This window comes from Rufibacter immobilis (genome assembly GCF_003721565.1).
Classification (GTDB): Bacteria; Bacteroidota; Bacteroidia; order Cytophagales; family Hymenobacteraceae; genus Nibribacter; species Nibribacter immobilis.
The window spans coordinates 370291-393790 of sequence record NZ_RJJE01000001.1 but is presented as its reverse complement, the minus strand read 5'-3'; the positions used below and the strand labels follow the sequence as shown (position 1 = coordinate 393790).

21 protein-coding genes are annotated in these 23500 nt (G+C 48.1%); 14 read left to right on the top strand and 7 right to left on the bottom strand.

Going from position 1 to position 23500, the window contains the following annotated elements:
* Positions 1-130: 130 nt before the first annotated feature.
* On the bottom strand, positions 131-970 hold the full coding sequence (locus tag EFA69_RS01730) for a phosphatase PAP2 family protein (RefSeq protein ID WP_123131354.1): 840 nt from the start codon (positions 968-970) through the stop codon (positions 131-133).
* Positions 970-1794: a phosphatase PAP2 family protein gene (locus EFA69_RS01725; RefSeq protein WP_123131353.1), complete on the bottom strand. Its 825-nt coding sequence runs from the start codon at positions 1792-1794 to the stop codon at positions 970-972. Before EFA69_RS01725 ends, EFA69_RS01730 begins: the two co-directional genes overlap by 1 nt.
* Positions 1795-2100: 306 nt before the next feature.
* Here EFA69_RS01725 and metK point away from each other — a divergent pair, with 306 nt between their 5' ends.
* The gene (gene metK, locus EFA69_RS01720; RefSeq protein ID WP_123131352.1) at positions 2101-3405 is read left to right on the top strand and encodes a methionine adenosyltransferase; all 1305 of its coding nucleotides are present in this window, start codon (positions 2101-2103) and stop codon (positions 3403-3405) included.
* 75 nt (positions 3406-3480) lie between these two features.
* On the opposite strand, the gene hpf is transcribed toward metK, so the two are convergent.
* From hpf to EFA69_RS01700, 4 genes are all read right to left on the bottom strand, one after another.
* The gene (gene hpf / locus EFA69_RS01715; protein WP_123131351.1) at positions 3481-3780 is read right to left on the bottom strand and encodes a ribosome hibernation-promoting factor, HPF/YfiA family; all 300 of its coding nucleotides are present in this window, start codon (positions 3778-3780) and stop codon (positions 3481-3483) included.
* Between the two features lie 26 nt (positions 3781-3806).
* A complete protein-coding gene (locus EFA69_RS01710; RefSeq protein ID WP_123131350.1) occupies positions 3807-4685 on the bottom strand; it encodes a tyrosine-type recombinase/integrase in 879 nt (292 codons plus the stop codon).
* Between the two features lie 74 nt (positions 4686-4759).
* Positions 4760-4954, bottom strand: coding sequence for a 30S ribosomal protein S21 (gene rpsU, locus EFA69_RS01705; protein ID WP_123131349.1), 195 nt, complete (start codon positions 4952-4954; stop codon positions 4760-4762).
* An 84-nt stretch (positions 4955-5038) separates the two neighbouring features.
* Positions 5039-6178, bottom strand: a complete 1140-nt coding sequence (locus EFA69_RS01700; protein WP_123131489.1) for an acyl-CoA dehydrogenase — start codon at positions 6176-6178, stop codon at positions 5039-5041.
* A gap of 213 nt (positions 6179-6391) precedes the next feature.
* On the opposite strand from EFA69_RS01700, the gene EFA69_RS01695 reads away from it, so the two are divergent.
* From EFA69_RS01695 to uvrB, 13 genes are all read left to right on the top strand, one after another.
* Positions 6392-7240, top strand: coding sequence for a polysaccharide biosynthesis/export family protein (locus EFA69_RS01695; RefSeq protein WP_123131348.1), 849 nt, complete (start codon positions 6392-6394; stop codon positions 7238-7240).
* A gap of 13 nt (positions 7241-7253) precedes the next feature.
* The gene (locus EFA69_RS01690) at positions 7254-9692 is read left to right on the top strand and encodes a polysaccharide biosynthesis tyrosine autokinase (protein WP_123131347.1); all 2439 of its coding nucleotides are present in this window, start codon (positions 7254-7256) and stop codon (positions 9690-9692) included.
* 5 nt (positions 9693-9697) lie between these two features.
* Positions 9698-10453, top strand: coding sequence for a tyrosine-protein phosphatase (locus EFA69_RS01685; RefSeq protein ID WP_123131346.1), 756 nt, complete (start codon positions 9698-9700; stop codon positions 10451-10453).
* Between the two features lie 19 nt (positions 10454-10472).
* On the top strand, positions 10473-11447 hold the full coding sequence (locus tag EFA69_RS01680; RefSeq protein WP_123131345.1) for an NAD-dependent epimerase/dehydratase family protein: 975 nt from the start codon (positions 10473-10475) through the stop codon (positions 11445-11447).
* Between the two features lie 61 nt (positions 11448-11508).
* The gene (locus tag EFA69_RS01675) at positions 11509-12909 is read left to right on the top strand and encodes a tetratricopeptide repeat protein (RefSeq protein ID WP_123131344.1); all 1401 of its coding nucleotides are present in this window, start codon (positions 11509-11511) and stop codon (positions 12907-12909) included.
* Between the two features lie 9 nt (positions 12910-12918).
* Positions 12919-13701: a phosphosulfolactate synthase gene (locus tag EFA69_RS01670; protein ID WP_123131343.1), complete on the top strand. Its 783-nt coding sequence runs from the start codon at positions 12919-12921 to the stop codon at positions 13699-13701.
* Between the two features lie 24 nt (positions 13702-13725).
* Positions 13726-14370 carry a DedA family protein gene (locus EFA69_RS01665; RefSeq protein ID WP_123131342.1) on the top strand — a complete coding sequence of 215 codons (645 nt, stop codon included), beginning with the start codon at positions 13726-13728 and terminating at the stop codon, positions 14368-14370.
* A gap of 37 nt (positions 14371-14407) precedes the next feature.
* On the top strand, positions 14408-15148 hold the full coding sequence (locus EFA69_RS01660; protein ID WP_123131341.1) for a shikimate dehydrogenase family protein: 741 nt from the start codon (positions 14408-14410) through the stop codon (positions 15146-15148).
* Between the two features lie 174 nt (positions 15149-15322).
* A complete protein-coding gene (locus EFA69_RS01655) occupies positions 15323-15898 on the top strand; it encodes an RNA polymerase sigma factor (RefSeq protein ID WP_245964463.1) in 576 nt (191 codons plus the stop codon).
* Positions 15879-17573: an outer membrane beta-barrel protein gene (locus EFA69_RS01650; RefSeq protein WP_123131340.1), complete on the top strand. Its 1695-nt coding sequence runs from the start codon at positions 15879-15881 to the stop codon at positions 17571-17573. The genes EFA69_RS01655 and EFA69_RS01650 overlap by 20 nt, the downstream gene beginning before the upstream one ends.
* A 95-nt stretch (positions 17574-17668) precedes the next feature.
* Entirely contained in the window at positions 17669-17884 is a 216-nt protein-coding gene (locus EFA69_RS01645) for a hypothetical protein (protein WP_148041226.1), read from the top strand.
* Between the two features lie 99 nt (positions 17885-17983).
* On the top strand, positions 17984-18301 hold the full coding sequence (locus EFA69_RS01640; RefSeq protein WP_123131338.1) for a hypothetical protein: 318 nt from the start codon (positions 17984-17986) through the stop codon (positions 18299-18301).
* A gap of 180 nt (positions 18302-18481) precedes the next feature.
* Entirely contained in the window at positions 18482-20515 is a 2034-nt protein-coding gene (gene uvrB, locus EFA69_RS01635; RefSeq protein WP_123131337.1) for an excinuclease ABC subunit UvrB, read from the top strand.
* A 732-nt stretch (positions 20516-21247) separates the two neighbouring features.
* Here the strand turns inward: uvrB and EFA69_RS01630 are convergent.
* The gene (locus tag EFA69_RS01630; RefSeq protein WP_123131336.1) at positions 21248-23497 is read right to left on the bottom strand and encodes a xanthine dehydrogenase family protein molybdopterin-binding subunit; all 2250 of its coding nucleotides are present in this window, start codon (positions 23495-23497) and stop codon (positions 21248-21250) included.
* Positions 23498-23500: the final 3 nt, after the last annotated feature.

The window sequence follows — 23500 nt, the reverse complement described above, 5'->3', positions numbered from 1 at the left end:
CTTTTTCCAAAAAGAGGCCCTAAACGCAGAACGCGGCAGAGTGAAAGCCAAAGCCAAAGAGGCTCTAAACAGGACCGCCAGCTACCTATAGCTGGCGGTCCTGTTTAGAGCCTCTTTTTTCAAAATTAGGTTAAAAACGTTTCGTGAAGGAAATGCCCTGTAATGGTTCGCCAGCGGCCTGTTCAGAGGCAGGAACCAAGCTCCAACTGGTTTCTTGGCTCCTTTTATGCAGTTCTGGCACCAGAATCCCTATGCTGGCTCCTAGGGCGTAGCCAATGATGTTGTCGCTCAAGAAATGTTTTCCGGCCCGCAGGCGGAGATACCCTACCGTAGCCGGGAAAGCCGCGGCCGCTCCCCATACCACGGGGCGCCAGGGCGAATTTGGGTGAAGGTCATGGAAAACTTTGGCCGTAAAGAACGTGACGCTGGCGGTTGCGGCGGTATGTCCGGCAAAGAAGGAGTTCTTTGCATACTTGTGCAAGCGTTCCTCCAAAGGCGCCTGAGTGGCATACACATTTGGCCGCTTCCGGTTGGTTAAACCAGCGGTAAGAGCATAAATTCCTCCAGCCAGAGAAATGGTTTCGGCATACATAAAATAGATGTCCTTCGCATGCGGGACCGCTTTTTGGTCTGCCAGGAAAAGCAACGGCAGGCCGTACGAGGTATAGAAGAAGACATCACTGGCATCTTTGGCTTTCTGGCTGAAGTTTCCGGCCGCCCAACGGTCAAACTTGTTCACTTGGCTTTTGTCAAAGGAGGCAAGATCTGTTATTGTCAACGGCGTCTTGTTGCTCAGAAGTACAGAACCTGTTACGGCCATGGTCACTCCGCCTGCCGTGATAAGCCCGTCGCGCAGCAAGTCTGTGTGGTAAAGACGTGGCGTGTCTTGTGCCTGTACTGGCGGAGACACTACCGCACCTACCCAAAACAAGCCTAAAACTGCCCAATACTTTGCAAAGAGCGATTTCATCAGAACTTATACCGAAGCGATACCCCATCCAGGTTCTGGCCCAATACCGGAATCACACTAGGTGTAATAGAGAGGCCGCTGGCATTGCTTTTCTTGTGCAGCTGCGGTACCAAAATACCCACGGCTGCCCCAACGCCATACCCTATCAAGTTGTCGCTCAAGAAGTGTTTACCAGCCTCTAAGCGCAGATAACCTACTGCTGCAGGCACAATGGCGGCCCCGGCCCACACAAACGGACGCGCCGGTGAATCTGGGTTGTAGTCATGGAACACCTTGGCGGTGAAGAACGAGATAGTAGACACCGCAGCCGTATGCCCGGCAAAGAAAGAGTTCTGTGCATTGGCTCTTGTCAGCTCACTCAAAGGAACTTCATTGCGATTTTTACTATAAGTTAATGGTCTTGCCCTAGGAAAAGCCGCCGAACCCAAGGTGAAAAGCGTACCTGTAATAGACATGGTTTCTACATAAAGTGCGAGCAACTGACCGCCATTCTGGCTGATATCTTTGTCAAAAAGCAATAATGCCGGAGCTGCCAAGGAGCTGTACAAAACCATATCACTAGCTTTCTTAGCACTCTTGCTATGGTTTCCGGCAGAGAACCGGTCAAAGCCATTGACATCATTCCTGTTAAGGTTTTCTGCTTCTATGTCAGTGAAAGGGTCTTTCTGCTGCATGAGGTACAGCCCCAGGCCACTTAAGCCCATGCCTGCTACCGTAACAGGGGCATCAACCTTGAAAGAAGTTTTATAAGGAGAAGAAGATTGTGCAAACGAATGAGTGAACGTGAAAACACTCAAGACAAGCGTATAAATGTATTTTTTCATAGTTGGATGAATGGACTGAATAATTATTGTAAGATGCTTCTGAAACGGGCAGGTGGGGAAAAAGTTTCTGGGCAGGTACAGGAGCGGTATTGGGCGCCATTGCATAAAGTAAATGCGTTTAGCAGCCGTTTTTCCAGAATTGAACCAAAAGTAGAAAGCAGTCTATTTCTTAGGAAGAAAGCAAGAAACGGCTGCCCCTAAATTTGATTTGCCCCGCATGCTTTCACATCTCCCTCAATTAGACTAATTTTGTCTCTTGCGGACCACCTGCGGTACCGCCTTGTCGTTGTAATAAAACAGTAGATAATGCCTTATCTTTTTACATCTGAGTCGGTATCGGAAGGACATCCGGATAAAGTAGCCGATCAAATCTCTGACGCCCTGTTAGACGAGTTCCTGAAGCAAGATCCTCAGTCTAAGGTGGCGTGTGAAACATTGGTAACTACCGGCTTGGTGGTGCTGAGTGGCGAGGTGAAATCATCTGCGTACGTAGACGTGCAGAAGGTGGCCCGCGAGGTAATCCGCCGCATTGGCTACACCAAGTCAGAATATAAGTTTGACGCTGAGGCCTGTGGGGTGATTTCTGCCATCCATGAGCAGTCCGGTGACATTAACCAAGGTGTGGAGCGCGAGAACCCAGAAGATCAGGGAGCTGGTGACCAGGGCATGATGTTCGGCTATGCCACCAATGAAACGGACAGCTATATGCCGTTGGCGCTGGAGATCTCGCACCTGCTGCTGAAAGAACTAGCCGCCATCCGGAAGGAAGAAAAAGAAATGACGTACCTGCGCCCGGATGCCAAGTCACAGGTAACCATTCGCTACTCAGACAACCACGTGCCGGAGAAGATTGACACCATTGTGATCTCTACCCAGCATGATGAGTTTGAGGCATCTGATGCCAATGATCGGGCAGCTTCTAAGCAGGCCGAGGAGAAGATGGTGGCTAAAATCAAGGAAGACGTACTCAATATTCTGCTCCCGCGCGTGAAAAGCAAATTGCCGCAGCGTACTGCAGACTTATTCGCCGGAGACATTACCTACCACATTAACCCAACCGGTAAATTCGTGATTGGCGGTCCGCACGGAGATACTGGCTTAACCGGCCGTAAGATCATTGTTGACACGTTCGGCGGGAAAGGAGCCCACGGCGGAGGTGCTTTCTCTGGAAAAGATTCCTCAAAAGTAGACCGTTCTGCGGCGTATGCGGCCCGCCATATTGCCAAAAACCTGGTAGCCGCCGGGGTGGCAGACCAAGTATTGGTACAGGTGGCGTATGCGATTGGAGTAGCTGAGCCAGTAGGTCTGTACGTGACTACTTACGGTACCACCAAAGTGAAAGGCGCGAACGGAGAAACCATGACAGATGGCGAGATTGCGAACAAAGTGAATGAGCTGTTTGAGATGCGCCCGTATGATATTGTGAAGCGTTTCGGGTTGCAGAACCCTATTTTCTCTGAAACCGCCGCCTACGGACACATGGGCCGTGAGTCTAGCGTGAAGAAAGTGGAGTATCTGGTAAACGGTGCCACAGAGGTACGTGAGTTTGAAACCTTCACTTGGGAGAAACTAGATTACGTAGATAAAATCAAGGCTGCTTTCTCTTTATAGGGAGTTTGCGTTTAGCGCCTGTTTTTACGAAAAGAGCCCCTAAACGGGGCTCTTTTTATTTATATAGACTAGCGCTTAGTGCGTGGTCAGTTTGTCTTTGTATCTGATCAGCTGCTTCTTCATGTCTTCTATGGCTTTATCAGTAGCTGTCTCAAAGGTACCGGCTTCTTCTTTGCAGAACAGGGTTGCACCAGGCACAAAGAGTTTCAGCTCCACCAGTTTGTTGTCATGTGACTCAGGTTTTTGTACACGCAATACCACTTCGCCACTTACAATGCGGTCAAAGAATGTGTCCAGCTTGTCAATTTTCTTCTGCAGGAAGTCTAACAGGCTTTGGTCTGCGGTAAAGTGTACAGATCGGATTTGCAGTTTCATAGTTTACTTCTTTAGGGTGATACGAATTAAGCTTTGGGATGAGCTTTCTCAAAAATAGCTTTGAGTTTCTCAATCGAATTATGCGTATAGACTTGCGTTGCCGCCAAACTGGCGTGGCCCAGCAAATCCTTGATGGCACCCAAATCTGCCCCTCTGTTGAGTAAGTGCGTAGCAAAAGAGTGACGTAGCACGTGCGGGCTATTTTTGTTAGCGGTAGACACCGTGCTGATGTACTTTTTTACCACCCTGTACACATACTTGGGGTAGAGTGGGGCCTCTTTATCCGTAACGAAGAGAAAAGAAGAATTGTTATTGGGAAAAGTAGCACTGCGCAGTTGCAGGTAGTGGGAGAGGGCATTGATCAAGGAGGCATTCAGGGGTAGAATCCGTTCTTTGTTCCCTTTGCCCAGCACTTTTAAGGTGCTGGCCGCTAAGTTGATGTCCTCTAACTGTAGAGTGGTGAGTTCTGCCAGACGCATACCTGTTCCATACAGCAACTCTAAGATAAGCCTTTCTCGTTGGCCCTTGAAATCGGTAGTGAATTCACTTTGGTCAAGCAGTTGGGTGAACGCATCTTCAGGAATAAAGGCGGGAAGCTTCTTGGCTAGCTTGGGGGCTTTTATGCGGAGGGTTGGATTGGTTTCCAATAGCCCGCGCTGCACTAAGAAACGGTAATAAGACCGTAAAGAAGCAATTTTACGGTGGATGGTACGGCTGTCTAATTCTTTCTGAACCAGCGTGACTACCCACGAGCGGATGATAGCATGATCTGCGACCTTTAGGTCTTCCAACTGATACACCTCCTGCAAATACTCCTGGAACTGATGTAGATCCGTTTGGTAAGAGGTAATGGTGTGCGGGCTGAAGCGCTTTTCGTACTGGAGGTACTTAAAAAATAATTCCATAAATTAATAAGTAGCCGCTTGAGAGCGGTACCCACTAATTTATGGAATTACCACGTAAAATCTAGGAGTAACGACTAGTAGTTGTCGTTCGCGAACAGCTGTTGCTTGTAAATAGCTCTTTCTTTCTGCTTTCTCTTTGTTACAGAAGGCTTCTGGAAGAAAGTTCTTGCACGCAGTTGTTTCAACACGCCAGTTCTCTCAAATTTCTTTTTGAATCTCTTCAGGGCTTTGTCTACAGACTCGTTATCCTTTACGTTAATGATGATCATATAATTGATTGCTTTTAAAGTCAACTGTTTTAAGGAGTGCAAAGATATTTACAAATATCCTCACAGTCAATACCTGATTCCCAATTATTTTAAAACAGCTCTGGAAATAACAAGTTTCTGAATTTCAGAAGTACCTTCACCAATGGTGCATAACTTAGCATCACGGTAATACTTCTCAGCAGGATAGTCTTTGGTATAGCCATACCCACCAAAGATTTGCACTGCTTCATTAGCCACCCGCACACTTACTTCAGAAGCATATAATTTAGCCATGGCAGATTCTTTGTTAACATTTTCGCCCCGGCTCTTCATGGCCGCGGCCCTGTAGGTAAGTAAAGCGGCTGCCTCAATCTCGGTGGCCATGTCGGCTAGCTTGAAAGCAATGCCTTGGAACTGGGAGATAGGTTTATTGAATTGGTGGCGCTCTTTTGAATAAGCAAGGGCGGCTTCATAGGCACCTTGGGCTATCCCTAAGCTCAGAGCCGCAATAGAAATTCTGCCCCCGTCCAAAACTTTCATAGCTTGGATGAATCCTTCGCCTACCTCTCCCAAAATGTTCTCATGAGGAACGCGGCAGTCCTCAAAGATAAGTTCGGTAGTCTCTGAGGCCCGCATGCCCAATTTGTCTTCTTTGCGGCCCGCGTAGAATCCTTCGGTTGGCTTTTCTATCACAAATGCGGTCATGGCATGGGAATCTCCAACTTCACCGGTGCGGGCAATCACTACGGCTATATTGCCGGACTTGCCGTGGGTAATAAAGTTTTTGGCTCCATTCAATACCCAATAGTCTCCGTCTCTTACCGCAACAGTACGCATATTGCCGGCGTCAGATCCCGTATTGGGCTCAGTAAGTCCCCAAGCGCCAATCCATTCGGCACTAGCAAGTTTAGGGAGCCATTTCTTCTTTTGTTCTTCATTGCCAAACTGCAAGATATGGCCAGTGCAGAGAGAATTATGCGCAGCCATGGATAAGCCAATTGATCCATCAATTTTTGCTAGTTCTGCAATTGCTGTAACATATTCTGGGTACCCGAAACCAGAGCCTCCGTATTCCTGAGGGACCAAAACGCCCATTAATCCGAGTTCGCCCAATTGTTTGAACACCTGAACGGGGAACTCCTGAGACTCATCCCATTTCATCATGTCAGGTTTAATGGACTTTGCTCCAAAATCACGGACCATGTCCGCAATCATTTGTTGATTCTCGTTATAGCTTAATTGCATAGGGAGGGGTGTGATATGTCCTATAAAGTTAGCGAACAATACGTAATCATACTAACGTATGTTAGTTGTTTTTTGCAGTTTCAACTACCAAAGGTTAAGAGATAAGGCGTCTAAAGGTAATCTTACCGTTTGGCGTACCCGTTACTTTTGCCTTACTTTGTAATTGGCTTTAACTGTGCGTCAGTTATTAATTAAAAACAAGCCCATCTCTAGATGATTAAAAAGATGTTCCAGAAAATCATGTGGAAGCCCATCGCAAAGCTCTCTCTCTTTGCTGTGTTAGTTTGGTTGAGTTCCTGTAGTGTTTATAGGCAGAATGTGATGTTCAGAACCGAAAGCGAACTCAATACAGAGTTGCTGAGAAGTTCCATGGCTGAAGCTGGGCGCAACTATAAGCTTCAACCTAATGATATCTTGCAGATTCGTATTTATACTAATAAAGGAGAGATACTAGTTGACCCTAATAATTTTCTTAGACAGGAATTATTGCAGACAGCAGGTGGAAGCAGTGCAAATAGAGGTAATCAACAGATAGGGCAACAGCAAGAGCGACAGGATTATACTATTCTTCCTTCAGGAGAAGTTAAGGTGCCCATGATTGGGTTTGTGTATGTCCAAGGGTATACCGTGGCCCAGGCAGATAGCATGTTCCAAAGCAAGTTTGAAACTTATTACAGAGATACCTATGTTTATTCTCAGGTAGTTAGCAGAAGAGTGGTAGTGCTAGGAGCTACTGGTGGTACGGTAGTACCGTTGGCGCATGAAAACATGAATCTGGTGGAGGTGTTGGCATTAGCGGGGGGGATGCCTGACAATGGGAAAGCCCAAAATATAAGATTGATCAGAGATATTTCAACGGCGAAGCCAATTGTTCAAGTCATAGATCTGTCTACAGTAGCTGGTTTGCAGAAAGCGAACCTAAGAGTGCAGCCTAATGATGTAGTCTACGTTGAGCCTGTTAGGCGGGTGTTTAATGAGTCTCTTCGTGATGTTTTGACTGTGCTAGGGGCTGTTACGAATGTGCTTACCTCTTATGTAGTTATTAGAAATATAGTTAATTAGTTTAAATACGTTCATGAGTGTAAAGGCAGCCAATGATTTGGATGAACTGGATCATCGTTTAGGAAGTGATGAAGGAGAAGAGGAAGACGGTGGTGCTAGTATTGATTTCGTTACTCTTTTAGATGTAGTTAAAAGAAGCATTCTGTGGGTTGTGTTACTCATTCTCTTAGGTGGTGCTGGCGCTTATCTTTACCTGAGATATACAAAGAAAGTATACGAGTCTTCCTCAACCATAAAATTGGACGAGCAATCTGAGGCAGGTGTCTTGGGATTAGAAAGCAATGGGCTTCCTATAGAGGCTGGAGCTGGTAAATTACAGGGGGAGGTCGACCTCATAAAGTCTGATATAGTTTATGAAAGGCTTAAAAAGACTATGCCTTTACAAGTCAGCTATCACGTGGACGCTCGTGTGTTGGATGCAGAACTCTATAAAGACAGCCCCTTTGCCGTTAACTATGATACCTCTGCGTTTGATTTATTTGATCAGCAGATATTCATCGCTTTCAGTTCGCCAAGCAGATACGAAGTTTATGTAGGGGAAGAAGGCGAACGTCTCGTTGCTACTGTTGGTCAACCAGTAAATATCTCTGGCAATAATATCACCATCACTACTACATCATCCTTTTCAAGTGCTAAAGTAGGTGAGACCTACTATTTTATTGTTCATAGTAGCCAACGCCTGAAAAGATACATAGATGAAAATCTTTCAACGGCAATCTTAAATCCTGAATCCAAAACCATACAGATTTCATTTAAGGATTTTAACAGGTATAAAGCACGTGATATTGTTAATAACATAGATACCGTTTATCTACAGCACAAACTTGAAAGAAGTAATCAGGCCAGTAGACAAACGTTGAATTTCCTAACAGAGCAGTTAAAAGAGACAGAAAATAGCCTTAAAAAGGTAGAAGACGAAATAGAAAGCTTTGTAAGGCAGAATAAATCGTATGATATCAGATCAAGCTTTCAAGAGGCTATAACTGAATATAGGGAGTTAGAGCAGAAAAAGTTAGAGCAACGTTTTCTGCTTACGCTTTATAATACTATACAATCAAAGATGCAGCAGGATGAGGACCTAGGGTTGATTGTGGCAGGTCTCCAAGGGCAGCCCAATCAAGATCCTCAGTTATCAGAACTGCTCACAGAGCTGAGTCAGTTGCAGGCAAGGTCAAGAACTGCAAGAATGACAAGCAGAGGTAATACGGCTGCCGATAATTTGCGGGAAGAACAGCTAAAATTCACACAAGGAAGGTTAAATGCCATCATCAATAGTAATAAGGCACTAGTACAGGCGCAGATTGAGAATATTGATAGAACTCAGGGAGAACTAACCGGCAAGATGTTGCAAGCTCCTTCCCAAGAAACGGAGCGGGCTAGATTGGAGCGTCTATCTGGATTATATGCTGGTTTCTTTACCCAAATTTTGAATAAAAGGGTTGAGTATGGAATAGCGATGGCTGGTACCACCCCGGATTTTCAAATACTGTCTCCAGCAAGCTTACCTAATGAGGGAAATCCTATATCGCCAAACCCTATCATGATCTATGCAATAGGTATTGCTGGAGGTTTATTCTTAGGTTTAGGCTTGATCGCTACGCGTTACTTGATGCATGATACGGTCACCAATGTGCGTGAATTGGAGCGTAATACTTCTATTCCAGTTTTGGGAGTGGTGCCTTCTTATGATAAGCAGAAGATGCCTTTCTCTAAGCTTGTGGTTAACCAGAATCCAAAATCGGCATTAAGTGAATCAATCCGATCTATACGGACGAACCTAGAGTTCATGAGCTCCTCCAAGAGGAAACGGATTGTTTCTATTACTTCTACTATCAGTGGGGAAGGTAAGACGTTCGTGGCAGTGAATTTAGGTGGTATCATCGCTATGTCAGGCTTGAAGGTGGTTGTGCTGGATTTAGATATGAGGAAACCTAAAGTACACTTAGCCCTGGACGGTGACAACAGTAAGGGTATGAGTACTATCCTGATAGACAAGCATTCTGTAGAAGAATGTATTCAACAGACTTCTATCACAGATTTGAATTTCATATCAGCGGGACCTACTCCACCAAATCCATCTGAGTTGATTATGGGTAGCCGCTTTGATGAGGTTCTTCAGGAATTGCATCAGACTTTTGATTTGATTCTGGTAGACAGCCCGCCAGTTGGCTTGGTTACTGATGGTGTGTTAATCATGCGGAAAGCAGATATTCCTCTTTACATTGTAAGAGCTAATTATTCTAAGAAAGCGTTCTTAAGAGGAATTGATAAAATCATGCGGACAAATCAATTGTCTAATATGGCTGCTGTTTTGAATGATGTAAATAGCATGAATATGTACGGTTATGGCTACGGTTATGGCTACGGTTATGGCTACGGTTATGGCCAAGGATATTACGATGAGGAGGAAAAGCCCACATTAGGAAGTAGAATGAAATCTCTATTCAAATAACCTATATGTGGGGTAGTCTCAAGAAACTCTGGTGCAGAAGCGAACCTAACCATGTCTCTTCTTATGCAGCTTTAGGAGCAGATATGCATTCGCATCTGTTACCCGGGCTGGATGATGGGGCTGCTACTCTTGAGGATTCCATACAGTTGGTAGAAGCCTTACATACTTTAGGTTTCAGAAAACTCTGTATGACTCCCCATATCATGGGAGACTTTTTTAAGAACACTCCTGTTTGTATAAGAGAGAAATTACAGCAGTTAGAGGAGGCGATCAAAGCACACGGTCTCCCTGTTGAGCTATCTTGCGCGGCAGAATATTACTTGGATGAATGGTTTGTTTCTAAGTTGGAAAAGGGGGAGGAGCTACTGACTTTTGGGGGCGAACGTAAATTTCTGCTGATCGAGACTTCTTACATGAATGAGCCAGCTCATTTACGCCAAATTATTTTTGAGATACAAGCAGCGGGCTATACGCCAGTATTGGCGCATCCAGAGCGGTATACTTACTTTTACGGTAGGCCCGAAGCTCTTCTTTCTTTAAGGGAAACAGGTATTCTGTTTCAGATTAACCTCAACTCAATAGCAGGGTATTATTCAAAGCCTGCTAAGGACATGGCTCGGTTGCTTATACAGAGAAAGTCGGTTGAATTTTTGGGGACAGATACTCATTCCATGAAGCACATTAGAGTGCTTGAACGAGTGATGAGTGAACCATTATTTAAAGCGGCAATAAAATTGCCGCTTCTCAATTCTACGCTTTAAACTTCATCTACATCTCTTCTTGAAACATGTATTAGTTACCGGTGGTAGTGGCCTCTTAGGCCATTTCTTGTTACAGCGTTTGTTGCAGGAGGGGTGTAAGGTTACCGCTATTTTCAGGAATACAGTTTCAGAGCTTAGCCATGAGAATCTTCAGTGGATAGCGGGAGATATTCTGGATGTAGTACTACTGAGGTCGCTGGTGAAGGAGGTGGAGGAAGTATACCATTGTGCGGGATTTGTTTCTTACGCCCCTCAGGATGCGGCCCTGCTTCAACAAATCAATTTAGAAGGAACCGCAAATGTAGTAGACGCTTGCTTAGATCACCCAAGTGTACGCCTTTGCCATGTGAGTTCAATTGCTGCGATTAATCGCAAAAGAGGTGATAAAGTCATCCAGGAAAATGTAAAGTGGGATCCCATGGCAGAAAAGTCTGTTTATGCATTTTCCAAACATTATGCAGAGGTAGAGGTTTGGAGGGGTATCTCTGAAGGACTGAAAGCCGTTATTGTCAATCCTTCTGTTATTCTAGGACCAGGCGACCAAACACGTAGTAGCACCCAACTCTTCAAATATGTTTCTGATGAACGTGCCTTCTATACGCATGGGTATGCTAACTTCGTAGATGTACGCGATGTGGTAGAAGCTATGGTGCGTTTAATGAACGGAAATAACTGGGGAGAACGTTTTATCATTAATGGGCATCAAATTACCTATGAGCGCTTCTTTAGAGACGTTGCCCAATTAATGGGGAAAAAGCCACCTTTTGTAAAAGTTCCGTCTTGGGTAGCAGAGGTGCTGTGGCGTTTAGAAAGCGTGAGGGGAAAGATAATGAATAGTAAACCTCTCATCACAAAAGAAACAGCCCGTATTGCCAAAGAAGAACACTTTTATTCAAGTGAAAAGCTAATTAGGGCAACTGGCCTCACGTTCCGCCCGTTGGAAGAGACCCTTCGTTGGAGCTGTACACAATTAGCGGAAATGACCGCAAGTTAGAGCTGCCGAGGAGAGAGATGTGTACTGAAGGCTTTACGGCCACCATGTGATTTACTTGTAAATGAAAGATAATTTTGAAGAATATTCTAGCGACGATCTAGAGCTGATTCAACGGTTCGAGGCGATGTTAGATGCCAATACCACTGTTTTCTTTGATCTCTCAGATTATGAGAGTATCATAGACTATTATGCTAATAATTTTAATTACAGCCAAGCACTAAAAGCTTGTAATGCAGGCATCCTGCAATATCCTTTCTCCACAGAATTACTTATTGACAAAGCGCAGGTTCTTGCTATGCTGGGTGCTTTTGATGAAGCCCTCAATATTGTGGAGGAAGTGGCTCAGATGGAACCGGAGAATGAAGATATTGCTCTAACCAAGGGCATTATCTTCAACCAAAAAGGAGATTTCGCTTTGGCCATAGACTGTTTCAAGCAAGCCGTGGAGCAGTCTGAAGTGCGGGATGATATTTACTTTAACATAGGACTTTCTTACCAAGGCTGGGGCAAATTCAAGTCTGCCATGAAGTATTATAAGAAAAGCCTCAAAGTAAATATTGAGAATGAGTTGGCCTTACAAGAACTCCTGTACTGTCTGGAGATTACTGGTGAAGGTGATGATGTCATTAGCTTCTTTCAGGAGTTTGTAGACGAAGATCCTTATTCTGCCATGGCCTGGTTTAACCTGGGTTTGGTGCATAGCCGCTTGGGGAACTATGAAAAAGCGGTTGGTGCCTATGAGTATGCCACGTTGGTTCAACCAGATTTAGCGCCTGCCTACGTAAACTTGGCGAATAACTACGTTTATTTAGGTGAATTCTCTAAAGCCATTGAGGCTTTTCAAGGTGCTTTAGAACATACAGACCCTAATGCTGATATTCTCTGCAATATTGGCGAATGCTATGAAAAACTCTCTCAGTGGGATCTGGCGCATAAATATTATCAGAAAGCCATTGATCTATCTCCAGAGATGGATGAGGCTTGGTTTGGCATAGGGATTATTCTAGATCTACAAGGGAAATGGATGGAGGCGGTGCATTTTTACCGGAAAGCCATTTCTTTCTATGCTGATAACGCCGATTACTGGTTGGCTTTGGCCGCTGCCGAATATCAGTTGGGAAATATTATCTCCAGCGTAGAAGCATATGAGCAAGCCAGTGCCATTGCCCCCGAAAACAAAGATATCTGGCTAAGTTGGTCTATTATTCTATATGAACAGGGCAACTACGAGGGCGCCATAGACTTGCTTGTGAATGCGTTAGAGCTTCAGCCCGACGAGGCCGAGTTGCATTATAGACTCTGCGCCTACAGTTTAGCCGCAGGAAAATATAAGCAGGCATATAATTATCTGGAAAATGCCTTAATTTTGGACTTCGATAAGCATAAGCTTCTCTTTGACTTCTTTCCTGAACTGGAGTCTCAGCGGGCGCTCTCTCGCCTGATTGACCAGTATCGTAAATAACAGTAACCCATGAACTACGAACTTTCCCACCTTCCACAACGAACTTCTAAACCTAGAGAAAGCGGTTTCACCATGGCCATGGACAAGGGCCTAAGTCTAAGAGAAACGGAGAATTTTGTAGAAGTAGCCGGAGAGTACGTAGACATTGTGAAACTAGGTTGGGCCACATCTTTTGTGACCCCAAACCTAGACAAAAAGATTCAGATATATCAGGAGGCTGGTATTCCGGTTTATTTCGGGGGTACATTGTTTGAAGCTTTTATAGTGCGTGGCCAATTTGATGACTACAGAAAGCTGCTGGATAAATACAAGCTTGATTTTGCCGAAGTTTCTGATGGTTCCATTGAAATGGACCACAACCTGAAGTGCCAGTACATCAGCACGCTTGCCAAGCAGGCCACCGTGCTGTCAGAGGTAGGTTCCAAAGACGCCGAGAAAATCATTCCTCCGTATAAGTGGATCAGCCTCATGCAGGCAGAACTGGATGCGGGTGCTTGGAAAGTGATTGGTGAGTCAAGGGAAGCGGGTAATGTGGGGCTTTTCCGGTCTACCGGTGAAGTGAGAAGCGGTCTTGTGGAAGAGATCCTGACCAAAATTCCTTTTGAGAAGATTATCTGGGAAGCACCCCAAAAAGCGCAACAGGTTTTCTTTATCAAATTATTGGGGGCCAATGTAAACTTAGGCAACATTTCGCCTAATGAAGTACTGCCTCTGGAAACCATTCGTTTAGGTCTGCGGGGCGATACCTTTACCCATTTCCTGGACAAAGAAATGTTAGATAAATTAATCTAACCCACCTTTAGCGTCATCACCTTCATGGAGTTACTCCGTCAGTTCATCGATCTATTCCTGCACCTGGACCAGCACCTGAGCCAAATCATCACAGATTATGGTACCTGGACGTACATCATCCTGTTCCTGATCATCTTTGTGGAGACAGGCGTGGTGGTCATGCCCTTCCTGCCCGGTGATTCCCTTTTGTTTGCCGCGGGTGCTTTTGCCGCCAAAGGTGATCTTAATGTATGGCTGCTGTTGGTGCTGCTGTTTGTAGCCGCCTTCTTGGGAGATACGCTTAATTACATGATAGGCAATCATTTCGGTCCTAAAGTGTTCCGGAGGGATTACCGGTTCCTGAAGCGGGAGTATCTTATTAAGACTCAGGCGTTCTATGAGAAGCATGGGGGAAAAACCATCATCTTCGCCCGGTTCATTCCCATCATCCGTACGTTTGCCCCCTTTGTGGCAGGTGTGGGAACGATGAAGTACAGTAAGTTTCTGTCATATAATGTGATTGGCGGGCTACTATGGGTAGTAGGTTTTGTGGTGGCTGGTTTTGTCTTCGGAAACATACCGGCGGTGAAAAAGAACTTCTCCCTGGTGATTTTCGGGATCATCTTGCTTTCAGTAATACCGCCTATCATAGAGATGGTGAAGCATAAATTAAGCGCAAGAAAACAATAAGCGTTGTATATTAGCCAACTCTCCCAATTAGTTCAAAATGAAAAATGAATATGGGTTGGTTGGTTATAAGCTGAGCCATTCCTTTTCCCAAAAATATTTCACAGAGAAATTTGCCGCAGACGGTATCCAAAATAGTGTATACCATCTGTTTGAGCTAGATGACATTGAACAATTCCCGCAATTGTTACAGGCCCACCCTAATCTGAGGGGGCTAAATGTGACCATCCCTTACAAAGAGGTGGTCATCCCTTTCCTGGACGAGGTGGAACCGGCGGCCGCTCGCATTGGGGCCATCAACGTAGTGAAGTTTGAGAATGGTCGGCTAATTGGCTATAATTCAGATTACCAGGGGTTCATGCAGTCCCTCCAGAATTTCTACCATTGCTATTCACAGTCGCAGGCCTTGGTCTTGGGTACCGGGGGGGCCGCCAAGGCGGTGATGGCGGCCTTGGAATACCTGAACATTGCCTACCGGGTAGTCTCCAGAGAGAAAAGAAGCCCTCATGTGCTCACCTATGACGAGCTATCGCCCAGCGTTATGTCGGCGGTTTCCCTTATTATCAATGCCTCGCCGGTAGGCACCTACCCAAAGCAGGAGGAGGCGCCCGCCATTCCTTACCATCTGCTTTCCGCCCACCACTACCTCTATGATTTGGTGTATAACCCCGCCGAAACCCTGTTCCTGAAAAAAGGGAAAGAGATGGGGGCCAGAACCATTAACGGTTATGAAATGCTTTGCCTGCAGGCGGAAGTAGCCTGGCAAATCTGGAATAGCTAATCCTGTTTAGGGGCTGTTTTTCCAGAATCGGGCCCAAACTAACTTCCATTTACTCTCCTCTCTCTAAGCCATGTGCTTGGTTCATGAAAATAATTTCACAACCAAGCACATGGCCATGCAACCTTTGGCGCACTGCAGGGCTCTTACCAGTAGAAAATTATACAGGACCCACCGTTGAAGATTCTCAAATCCAAAGATCCTACTGAGGAAGACCTCATTAGGCGGGCGATAGCCGGGAAGCGAGACGCCCAACATCTGCTCTACCACCGGTACGCGGGCAAGATGTTGAGCGTGAGTAAACGGTATGCCCGTACAGATTTTGAGGCCGAAGACATCTTGCAGGATGCTTTCGTGAAGGTGTTTCTGTACCTGAAGAATTTTAAAGGCGACTGCCCGCTGGAGTTTTGGATTAAGCGCATTGTCATCAACACCGCCCTGAAGCACCAGCGCAGCAACCGGCATCTAATGGTGACGGAGCAGGAAGAGGAGTGGGAGGATGTAACCGAGAACGACAGCCTGGACAGTCAGTTTGCCTATGAAGAACTGTTGCAGTTGGTACGGGAGCTACCGCCCCGTTATCAGGCCGTTTTCAACCTGTACGCGATAGAAGGTTTTTCCCACAAGGAAATTGGAGAGATGCTGGACATCACAGAAAGTACTTCTAAGTCACAATATTCCCGCGCCCGCGCCAGCTTACGGCAGGCCTTGCTGCGGTTAAAAAAGCAATACCATGAAAAAGTCACCGGCTGAGAAAGACAAAGGCCAATCTGTGGAAGATATCTTCCGGCAGGGCTTTGCGGGGGCTGAGAGTACACCACCAGCCCGTATTTGGGAAGGCATAGGCAAAGAACTGGAGAACCATGAGTTGCAGCGCTATAAGCAGCAGGTGAAATGGTACCGCTCTATTGCGGCTGTTTTCCTGTTACTGCTCACATCTGCCGGCGTGGTGCTCTGGCGGCAAAATACCTCCTCCCCTCTGGGAACAGGTTCTTTGGCTACTCAAGCACCTAAGCAGTCTCAAGAAAACAAACAGCTTCCGGCACCGGCGGCAAAGGAAACAATAATTGCCAATGAAGGGCAGAATCCAGCACAAACATCAGACGCACTGGCTGCCGTTTGGGGGCCAATTTTGGAAAAAGAGCCGCTAAACGCAAATCAGGCCCAGAAAGAACAGCTAAGCCAGGAGGCAGGAAGAACTAAACGCAGGAATTGGAATAACCCCAGAACTACCAATGCCAGCGCAGAGTCATCATTGGCCCGGAAGGAGGAAGCCTTTGCCGGGGCGTTGGCCAGCGTAGGTCCAGCAGCAGATAGTTCGGCACCTGAGGGGTTAGGAGAAGCAAGCCAAGCTTCTTCAACCCAGCAAACAGAGGAGGCTGTGTTGACAAAAGCTCCAGTCATCAATGCAATGTCTGCTAAACCTTTTACAAGGGACATGGCGAACAATTTGGCTATAGATAAGGGGTTGCCAGTTGCCGGAAATGATTCCTCCTTGGCTATGGTTCCCAAGCGTACCATTATGGCCCAGAAAGAGCCTGAGAACCCTGCTGTTCTAGCCCAACAACCGCAGCTATCCGAAAATCAAGGCATTGATAAGAAGGAAGAGAATGATTTCTACAAGTGGAGCCTGAACATGAGCTATACACCGCAGTACGCTTATAACCAGGTTAAGATTGGGCAGAGCGCGGGCATGAGCGAGATGACATTGGCCCAGCCGCAGATGTATGAGCAGTACCACAGTTACCAAGAAGCGGTGGAGGAATATAATAAGAGTTATAACCCGGCGTACTCCTATTCTGCCATGGTGGGTGCCAGTTACAGAATAAACGAGAAATGGCAGATAGAAAGCGGCATTATGTATGCCCAAAACGAGGCCACTACCACGCATTCTTACTTAGTCTATGCTTCGGGGGCGTCAGCCTCCAGCCCTAATGGGTTCGTCTACGCCAATATGCGTTCCAATAAAAGTGCCCCGCTAGCCGCCAGTGCTTTAACTACCAGAAGTGACGTTTCTACGCAGAACGTTTTCGTGAGCCGCACAGATCAGTATAATACTAAATACAAGTACCAGCAGGTGGGGCTCCCGCTGCGGTTAGCTTACCGGCTGAACATGAAAAAGTTATATGCCTATTTCGCCGGCGGCGTTAACCTGAGTGTGTTGGTGCAGAACAGCATTATACCGGAGACAGATCAGGTGGCGGCGGTGGAGTACGGCTTCAATGACAAGGACTCTCCTTTCAAGACGCTCCAGTGGGCTACATCAACGGCCATAGGGCTAGGGTATGATGTGAGCAGGAAAATGAGTATTTTAGTGGCGCCAGAGTTTACCTACTCTCTCACTCCTATGGTACGCGAAGAGCAACAGCAGGCAAACGCGTATCAGTTGGGGGTAAGTATTGGGGGCAGATGGCGCCTAACTAAATAAATTATTTTATTCCAAATTTCAATGCTGAATAGGGGTAGGACGTGCTTCTGCGGTCTACACTACTCAGGCTATTTTCTTACCAAGTGATTACCATCATGAACAAGACTTACTCTCTCCCCAAAGTAGTAAGAACATGGGCGCTGTTATTTTCTGTACCCCTTTACGTTGGAACCTCAGCCTTGTGGCTGAAAGAAGAAATTAAAGACGTTGTAAGCGAAAAAGAAGAAAACGTAATGACTGCCATTGAGCAGCACATGGAAAAAGCCTTCGCAGACAAAAGCCAGAAAAAGAGTACCGTTACTTTACCTTAGACAAATGCTGTAGTGAAGCAAAAAAAACGTATAGAAACTGTAGCATAGAACATACACAGAATGAAGAAGGGGGGCTTAGTCTTATTGGCTCTTGCGGGTATGGCAACCTTCACAGGCTGCGAAGAGGAAGAGGTCATCAGTGACTGTTACCCGGCGGTAGTGCTGGACCAAGGCTGCGGAACCGTATTAGCCATTCTAGACCCTTCGGCCGCCGAACTGGTGGGCGAGAAACCCCAGAACGATTCTGTATACGTCAACACATTTGACCTGCATCCTGTGTACCAGGTACCCGGTAAGAAAGTGTACATCACCATGAAAGCCCTGTCTAAAGACGAAGTTCCTGAATGCCCTGGGTTTATCCCGGTGATTTACCCCCACGTCAAATTGCTGTCGGTGAACGAAGCTCCCTGTAATTGAAGCTCTAGGTTTTACGTATCCTTCTACAAACACCTTCTGGAACGCCACTTTACCCAAAGTGGCGTTTTTCGGTTAATTTCAGAAAAAGAGCCGCTAAACGCTACTTTCTTTAGCAAATGCTAAACTCTATTGCGGCAGTAGGTGTTATAATACGTTACCTTTGAGTGTAAATCTTCACGTATGAAGTTCCAATTAACATCAGAATTCAAACCCACCGGCGACCAGCCCCGGGCCATTGCCCAACTGGTGGAGGGTGTCAATAACGGCGAGCCTGCCCAGGTACTGCTGGGCGCAACCGGCACCGGTAAAACCTTTACCGTAGCTAATGTGGTGCAGCAGGTGCAGAAGCCCACGCTGGTGCTGTGCCACAACAAAACCCTGGCCGCGCAGCTCTACGGCGAGTTCAAGCAGTTCTTCCCCAACAACGCGGTAGAGTACTTCATCTCGTACTATGACTACTACCAGCCCGAGGCCTACATCGCTTCCTCTGATGTCTTCATTGAGAAAGACCTGGCCATCAACGAAGAGATTGAGAAACTGCGGCTGCACGCCACCTCGGCGCTGCTGTCCGGCCGCCGCGATGTGATCGTGGTCGCCTCAGTGAGCTGTATCTATGGTATAGGCAACCCCGAGGAGTTTGGGAAGAACGTGATTCCGCTGGCCCCGGGCATGAAAGTGAGCCGCAACAACCTGCTCTATCAGTTCGTGTCCATTCTCTACAGCCGCACCGAGGTGGAGTTCACACGTGGAACTTTCCGGGTGAAGGGCGATACCGTGGATATTTTTCCGGCCTACGCCGATTTCGCCTACCGCATTTACTTCTGGGGCGACGAGATTGAGTCTATCCAGCGCATTGACCCGCAGAGCGGAAAGAAAATAGCGGATGAGGAGAGCATTTCCCTGTTCCCGGCCAACCTCTTCGTGACGGGCAAAGACACGCTTAACCAAGCCATCAACGAGATTCAGTTTGACATGGTGGCCCAGCACGAGTACTTCCTGAAAGAAGGTCGTGACAACGAAGCCAAACGCATCAAAGAACGCACCGAGTTTGACCTGGAGATGATCCGGGAACTGGGCTACTGCTCCGGTATTGAGAACTACTCGCGCTACTTTGACCGCCGCGAGCCCGGAGCCCGTCCGTTCTGTCTCCTTGACTATTTCCCCGATGATTTCCTGATGGTGATTGACGAGAGCCACGCCACGCTGCCGCAGGTGCGCGCCATGTGGGGCGGTGACCGCTCGCGTAAAACCGCGCTGGTAGAATACGGCTTCCGCTTACCCGCCGCCATGGACAACCGCCCGCTTACTTTCAACGAGTTCGAGAGCGTGATGCACCAGGTCATCTTCGTGAGCGCCACGCCCGGCGATTACGAGATCCAGAAATCCGAAGGTGTGGTAGTGGAGCAGATCATTCGGCCCACCGGCTTGCTGGACCCCGAGATTGAGATCAGACCCAGCCAAAACCAGATTGACGATCTGCTGGACGAAGTGGATAACCGCATCAAGCGCGGCGACCGCATTCTGGTGACCACCCTCACCAAACGCATGGCCGAGGAACTCACCAAATACATGGAGCGCCTCAACATCAAAGTCAAATACATTCACTCCGAGGTGAAATCACTGGAGCGCGTGGAGATTCTGCGCGAGCTGCGTCTGGGCATCATAGACGTGCTCATTGGCGTCAACCTGCTCCGCGAAGGCCTGGATTTACCCGAAGTAAGCTTAGTCGCCATTCTGGACACCGACAAAGAAGGCTTCCTGCGCGACCAGCGTTCCCTGATCCAGACCATCGGCCGCGCCGCTCGGAACGAGAACGGCAAAGTGCTCATGTACGCCGATAGAATGACCGGTTCCATGCAGCGCGCCATTGACGAAACCAACCGCCGGAGAGCCACTCAGATGGAGTACAACCTGGAGCACGGCATCACGCCGCGCACGGTGTACAAATCCAAGGAAGCCATCATGGAACAAACCTCCGTGGCCGACTCCAATAAACGGGAGCCTAAGGTGTACGCCGGTCCAGACGAAAGCCTGATGTCGGTGGCCGCAGATCCGGTGGTGCAGTACATGAAGAAAGACGAGCTGGAGAAGGTCATCAAGAAAACCGAAAAGCAGATGGAGGCCGCCGCCAAAGAACTGGACTTCCTGCAAGCCGCCAAATACCGCGATGAGTTAGCCGAGCTGCGCAAGCTGCTCAAAAGCAAGCGGGATTAGGGGATACTATTTAGCTGGAGAGTTTCTGTTTTTGGCCTGTTTTCTGAAAATCAGGCCAAAAACAGAAATGGCGGTGACACTTATAAAATCCTAACACACTTATAGGCTTTTCATTAACGCTTTTGCGATTTCAAACCTCACAGGTTTTAAGAACCTGTGAGGTTTTTTTATTCGGAATAATGTTAGAGGCTATTGAGTAAATCTTTGCAGAGAGCAGTAAAGATGTTCCGATAGCGCCTGCTCCAAAGACCTCGTAGTGTGCGCAGCTCCTGCGAGCGTCTCCGCCAACAGCTTCTCAACTAGAAAGTCACGGAAGGAACTTCCGCGCCATAGGAGGAAATTCTGTTTTGAAGCCGTTTTCAGAAAATCACCTCCAAAACAGAAAAGGCTCTAACTTACTGCCAACTCACTAACTGTCCCCAACTGGCGCGAGTCTTCAGACTCGTGACTAAGGATGAAGCGAGTCTCCAGACTCGCCGGGAACCACAGGCATTCTCTATCCGGCTGTTTTACCAGACCCTGGAAAGATTGCTCCATGCGTACTTTCGCTGCTAGGCAGCGAGGAGAGTCAGAGACTCCCCGGCATCCGAAGACACGAGTCTGGAGACTCGCGCCAGCGTTTACAATAGTATTGAATTAATCTGTTTTCAGGCTGTTTTGCCAAAAACAGCCTGAAAACAGAAAAGCCGCTTCTCCTGAGAAAAGCGGCTTTTCCGTTTTACTACCAACTGTTTAAATCAGCTTATCCGGCGTGATGGGTAACTCACGAATCCGTTTGCCGGTGGCGTTGAAGATGGCGTTGGCAATGGCTGGGGCTACGCCGATGATCGCGATTTCCCCGATGCCTTTGGTGCCGTTCGGGTTGTTGATGAGGTCCGGTTTGTTCACGAACAGAGACGAGATATTAGGCGCATCGGCGTGAACGGGCACGTGGTACTCGGCTAAGTCTTTGGTCACGTACCGCCCGAACCGGTGGTCCATGACGGCGCCTTCGGTAAGAGCCATGCCGATGCCGCCTACTGCGCCGCCAACCATCTGATTGCCAGCCGTTTTGGCATTGATGATAGTGCCGGCATCGGCGCAGGAAACCATGTTGGTCACTTTGATTTGGCCCGTTAACGGATGCACCTGCACCTCGGCGAAATGCACTGAGTAGGAGTACATGGAGTATTTCTGCCGCAGGCTGGCGTCTGGGGTAGATTCCTCGGTGACTTCCAGCTCCGGTAAATTCTGCTGCTTCAGGATATCAGCGAACGAGAGCCGCGCTGAAGGGGAGGCCGTCATGGAAACATAGCCGTCTTTGAACGTGAGGTTCTCTACGGTAGCACCTTTGAAGCTGGTATCGGCGTTGCCGGCCACCATGCTGGTCAGCCGCTGCTTGAGTGCCTGGCACGCGGCATGCACCGCCGAGCCTACTGTAGCCACCGTCGCCGACCCGCCCTGGCTGGGCGAAGGCGGGTACAAAGAACTTCCCAGTTCAAACACAATCTTCTCGGGCGGCAAGCCCAGGTTCTGCGCGGCAATCTGCACCATGGCCGTTCCGGTGCCGGGGCCAATATCAGTGGTGGCACTTTGCATCACCAGCGTTCCGTCTTTGTGCAGGGTGGCTTTCACTTTGGCCCGACCGCGGTTCGCCCCGAAGGTGCCCACACCCATGCCGTAGCCTACCAGCCACTCGCCGTTTTTCACCATGCCGGGTTTCAACTGGCGTTTGCTCCAGCCAATCCGTTCGGCCCCCATCTGCATGGCTTCCTTCAGATATTTAGTAGACCAGGGAAGGTTCTTCTCCGGGTCTTTGTCGGTGTGGTTAATCAAGCGGAACTCCAGCGGGTCCATGCCTAACACAAACGCCATCTCGTCCAGCGCACTTTCCAGGGCAAACGCGCCGGTCGCCTCGCCGGGACCGCGCATCCAGATGGGTGTGCTCACGTCCAGCGGCAGGATGCGGTAACGGGTGGTCACGTTGGGGCTGGTGTACATCATGCGCGTCTGCTGCAAGGTAGACTCAGTGAACTCCTCATAGGAAGACGTTTGCCCGATGGCCTCGTGCGTGATGGCGGTGATTTTGCCGTCTTTGGTGGCGCTCATGCCCACCTTCTGCCAGGCGTGTGGCCGGTAGCCCACCATGGTAAACATCTGCTCGCGCGTCAGCATCAGCTTCACGGGGCGGTTTACTTTTTTTGCGGCCATTATAGCGGCGGTCTCGTGCGGCCAGGTGTGCAGCCCGTTCCCGAAGGCCCCGCCCACAAACGTGGCAATCACCTTCACGTTCTCCACCGGGATTTTCCAATCTTTGGCGAAAGCGTTCTGCGTACCCATCACGGCCTGGGTTTTGTCATAGACGGTGAGTTTGTCGGCGGCCTCCCAGTGCGCGATGATAGACTGCAACTCCATGGGGTTGTGAAACTCCGTGGGAATTACGTACTCGCTTTCAATCTTCAGAGGCTCGATTTTATAGGCGTCTTCTTTGCCGCGCACGTAATCGCCCAGCGGGTGTTTGGGGTTGCGTTTGGCGGCGGTGGGCAAGAACGCTTTGGCCGTGTTCCGGTTGAAATCGGTGGCGTGCTTTTCCTCGTTGTACTGCGCTTTCACCAGCTTGGCCGCGTACATGGCGCGTTCCAAGGTGTCGGCCACCACCACGGCAATGGGGTGGTCGTTGAAGTGGATTTGGTTGTCGATGAAAAGCTGGAGCGGTTGCCCCACGGGCTTGGGCTCAGTAGGGTGGGCGGCCTGCGCATAGCCGGGTACTTTGGGCGCATTCTGGTAATGCAGCACGGCCAGTACGCCCGGCGCATTCTCGGCTCTTTTGGTGTCTAGGCTTTTGATGCTGCCTTTAGCGATGGTGCTGCCCACCAACACCGCATGCGCCATGTTGGGCAACTCGTATTCAGCGGAGTATTTGGCGGCACCCGTTACTTTCAGGCGACCATCTACCCGGTCCATGGGCTTACCAACGGTATCTTGGAAGAAATAATCTTTCATAAG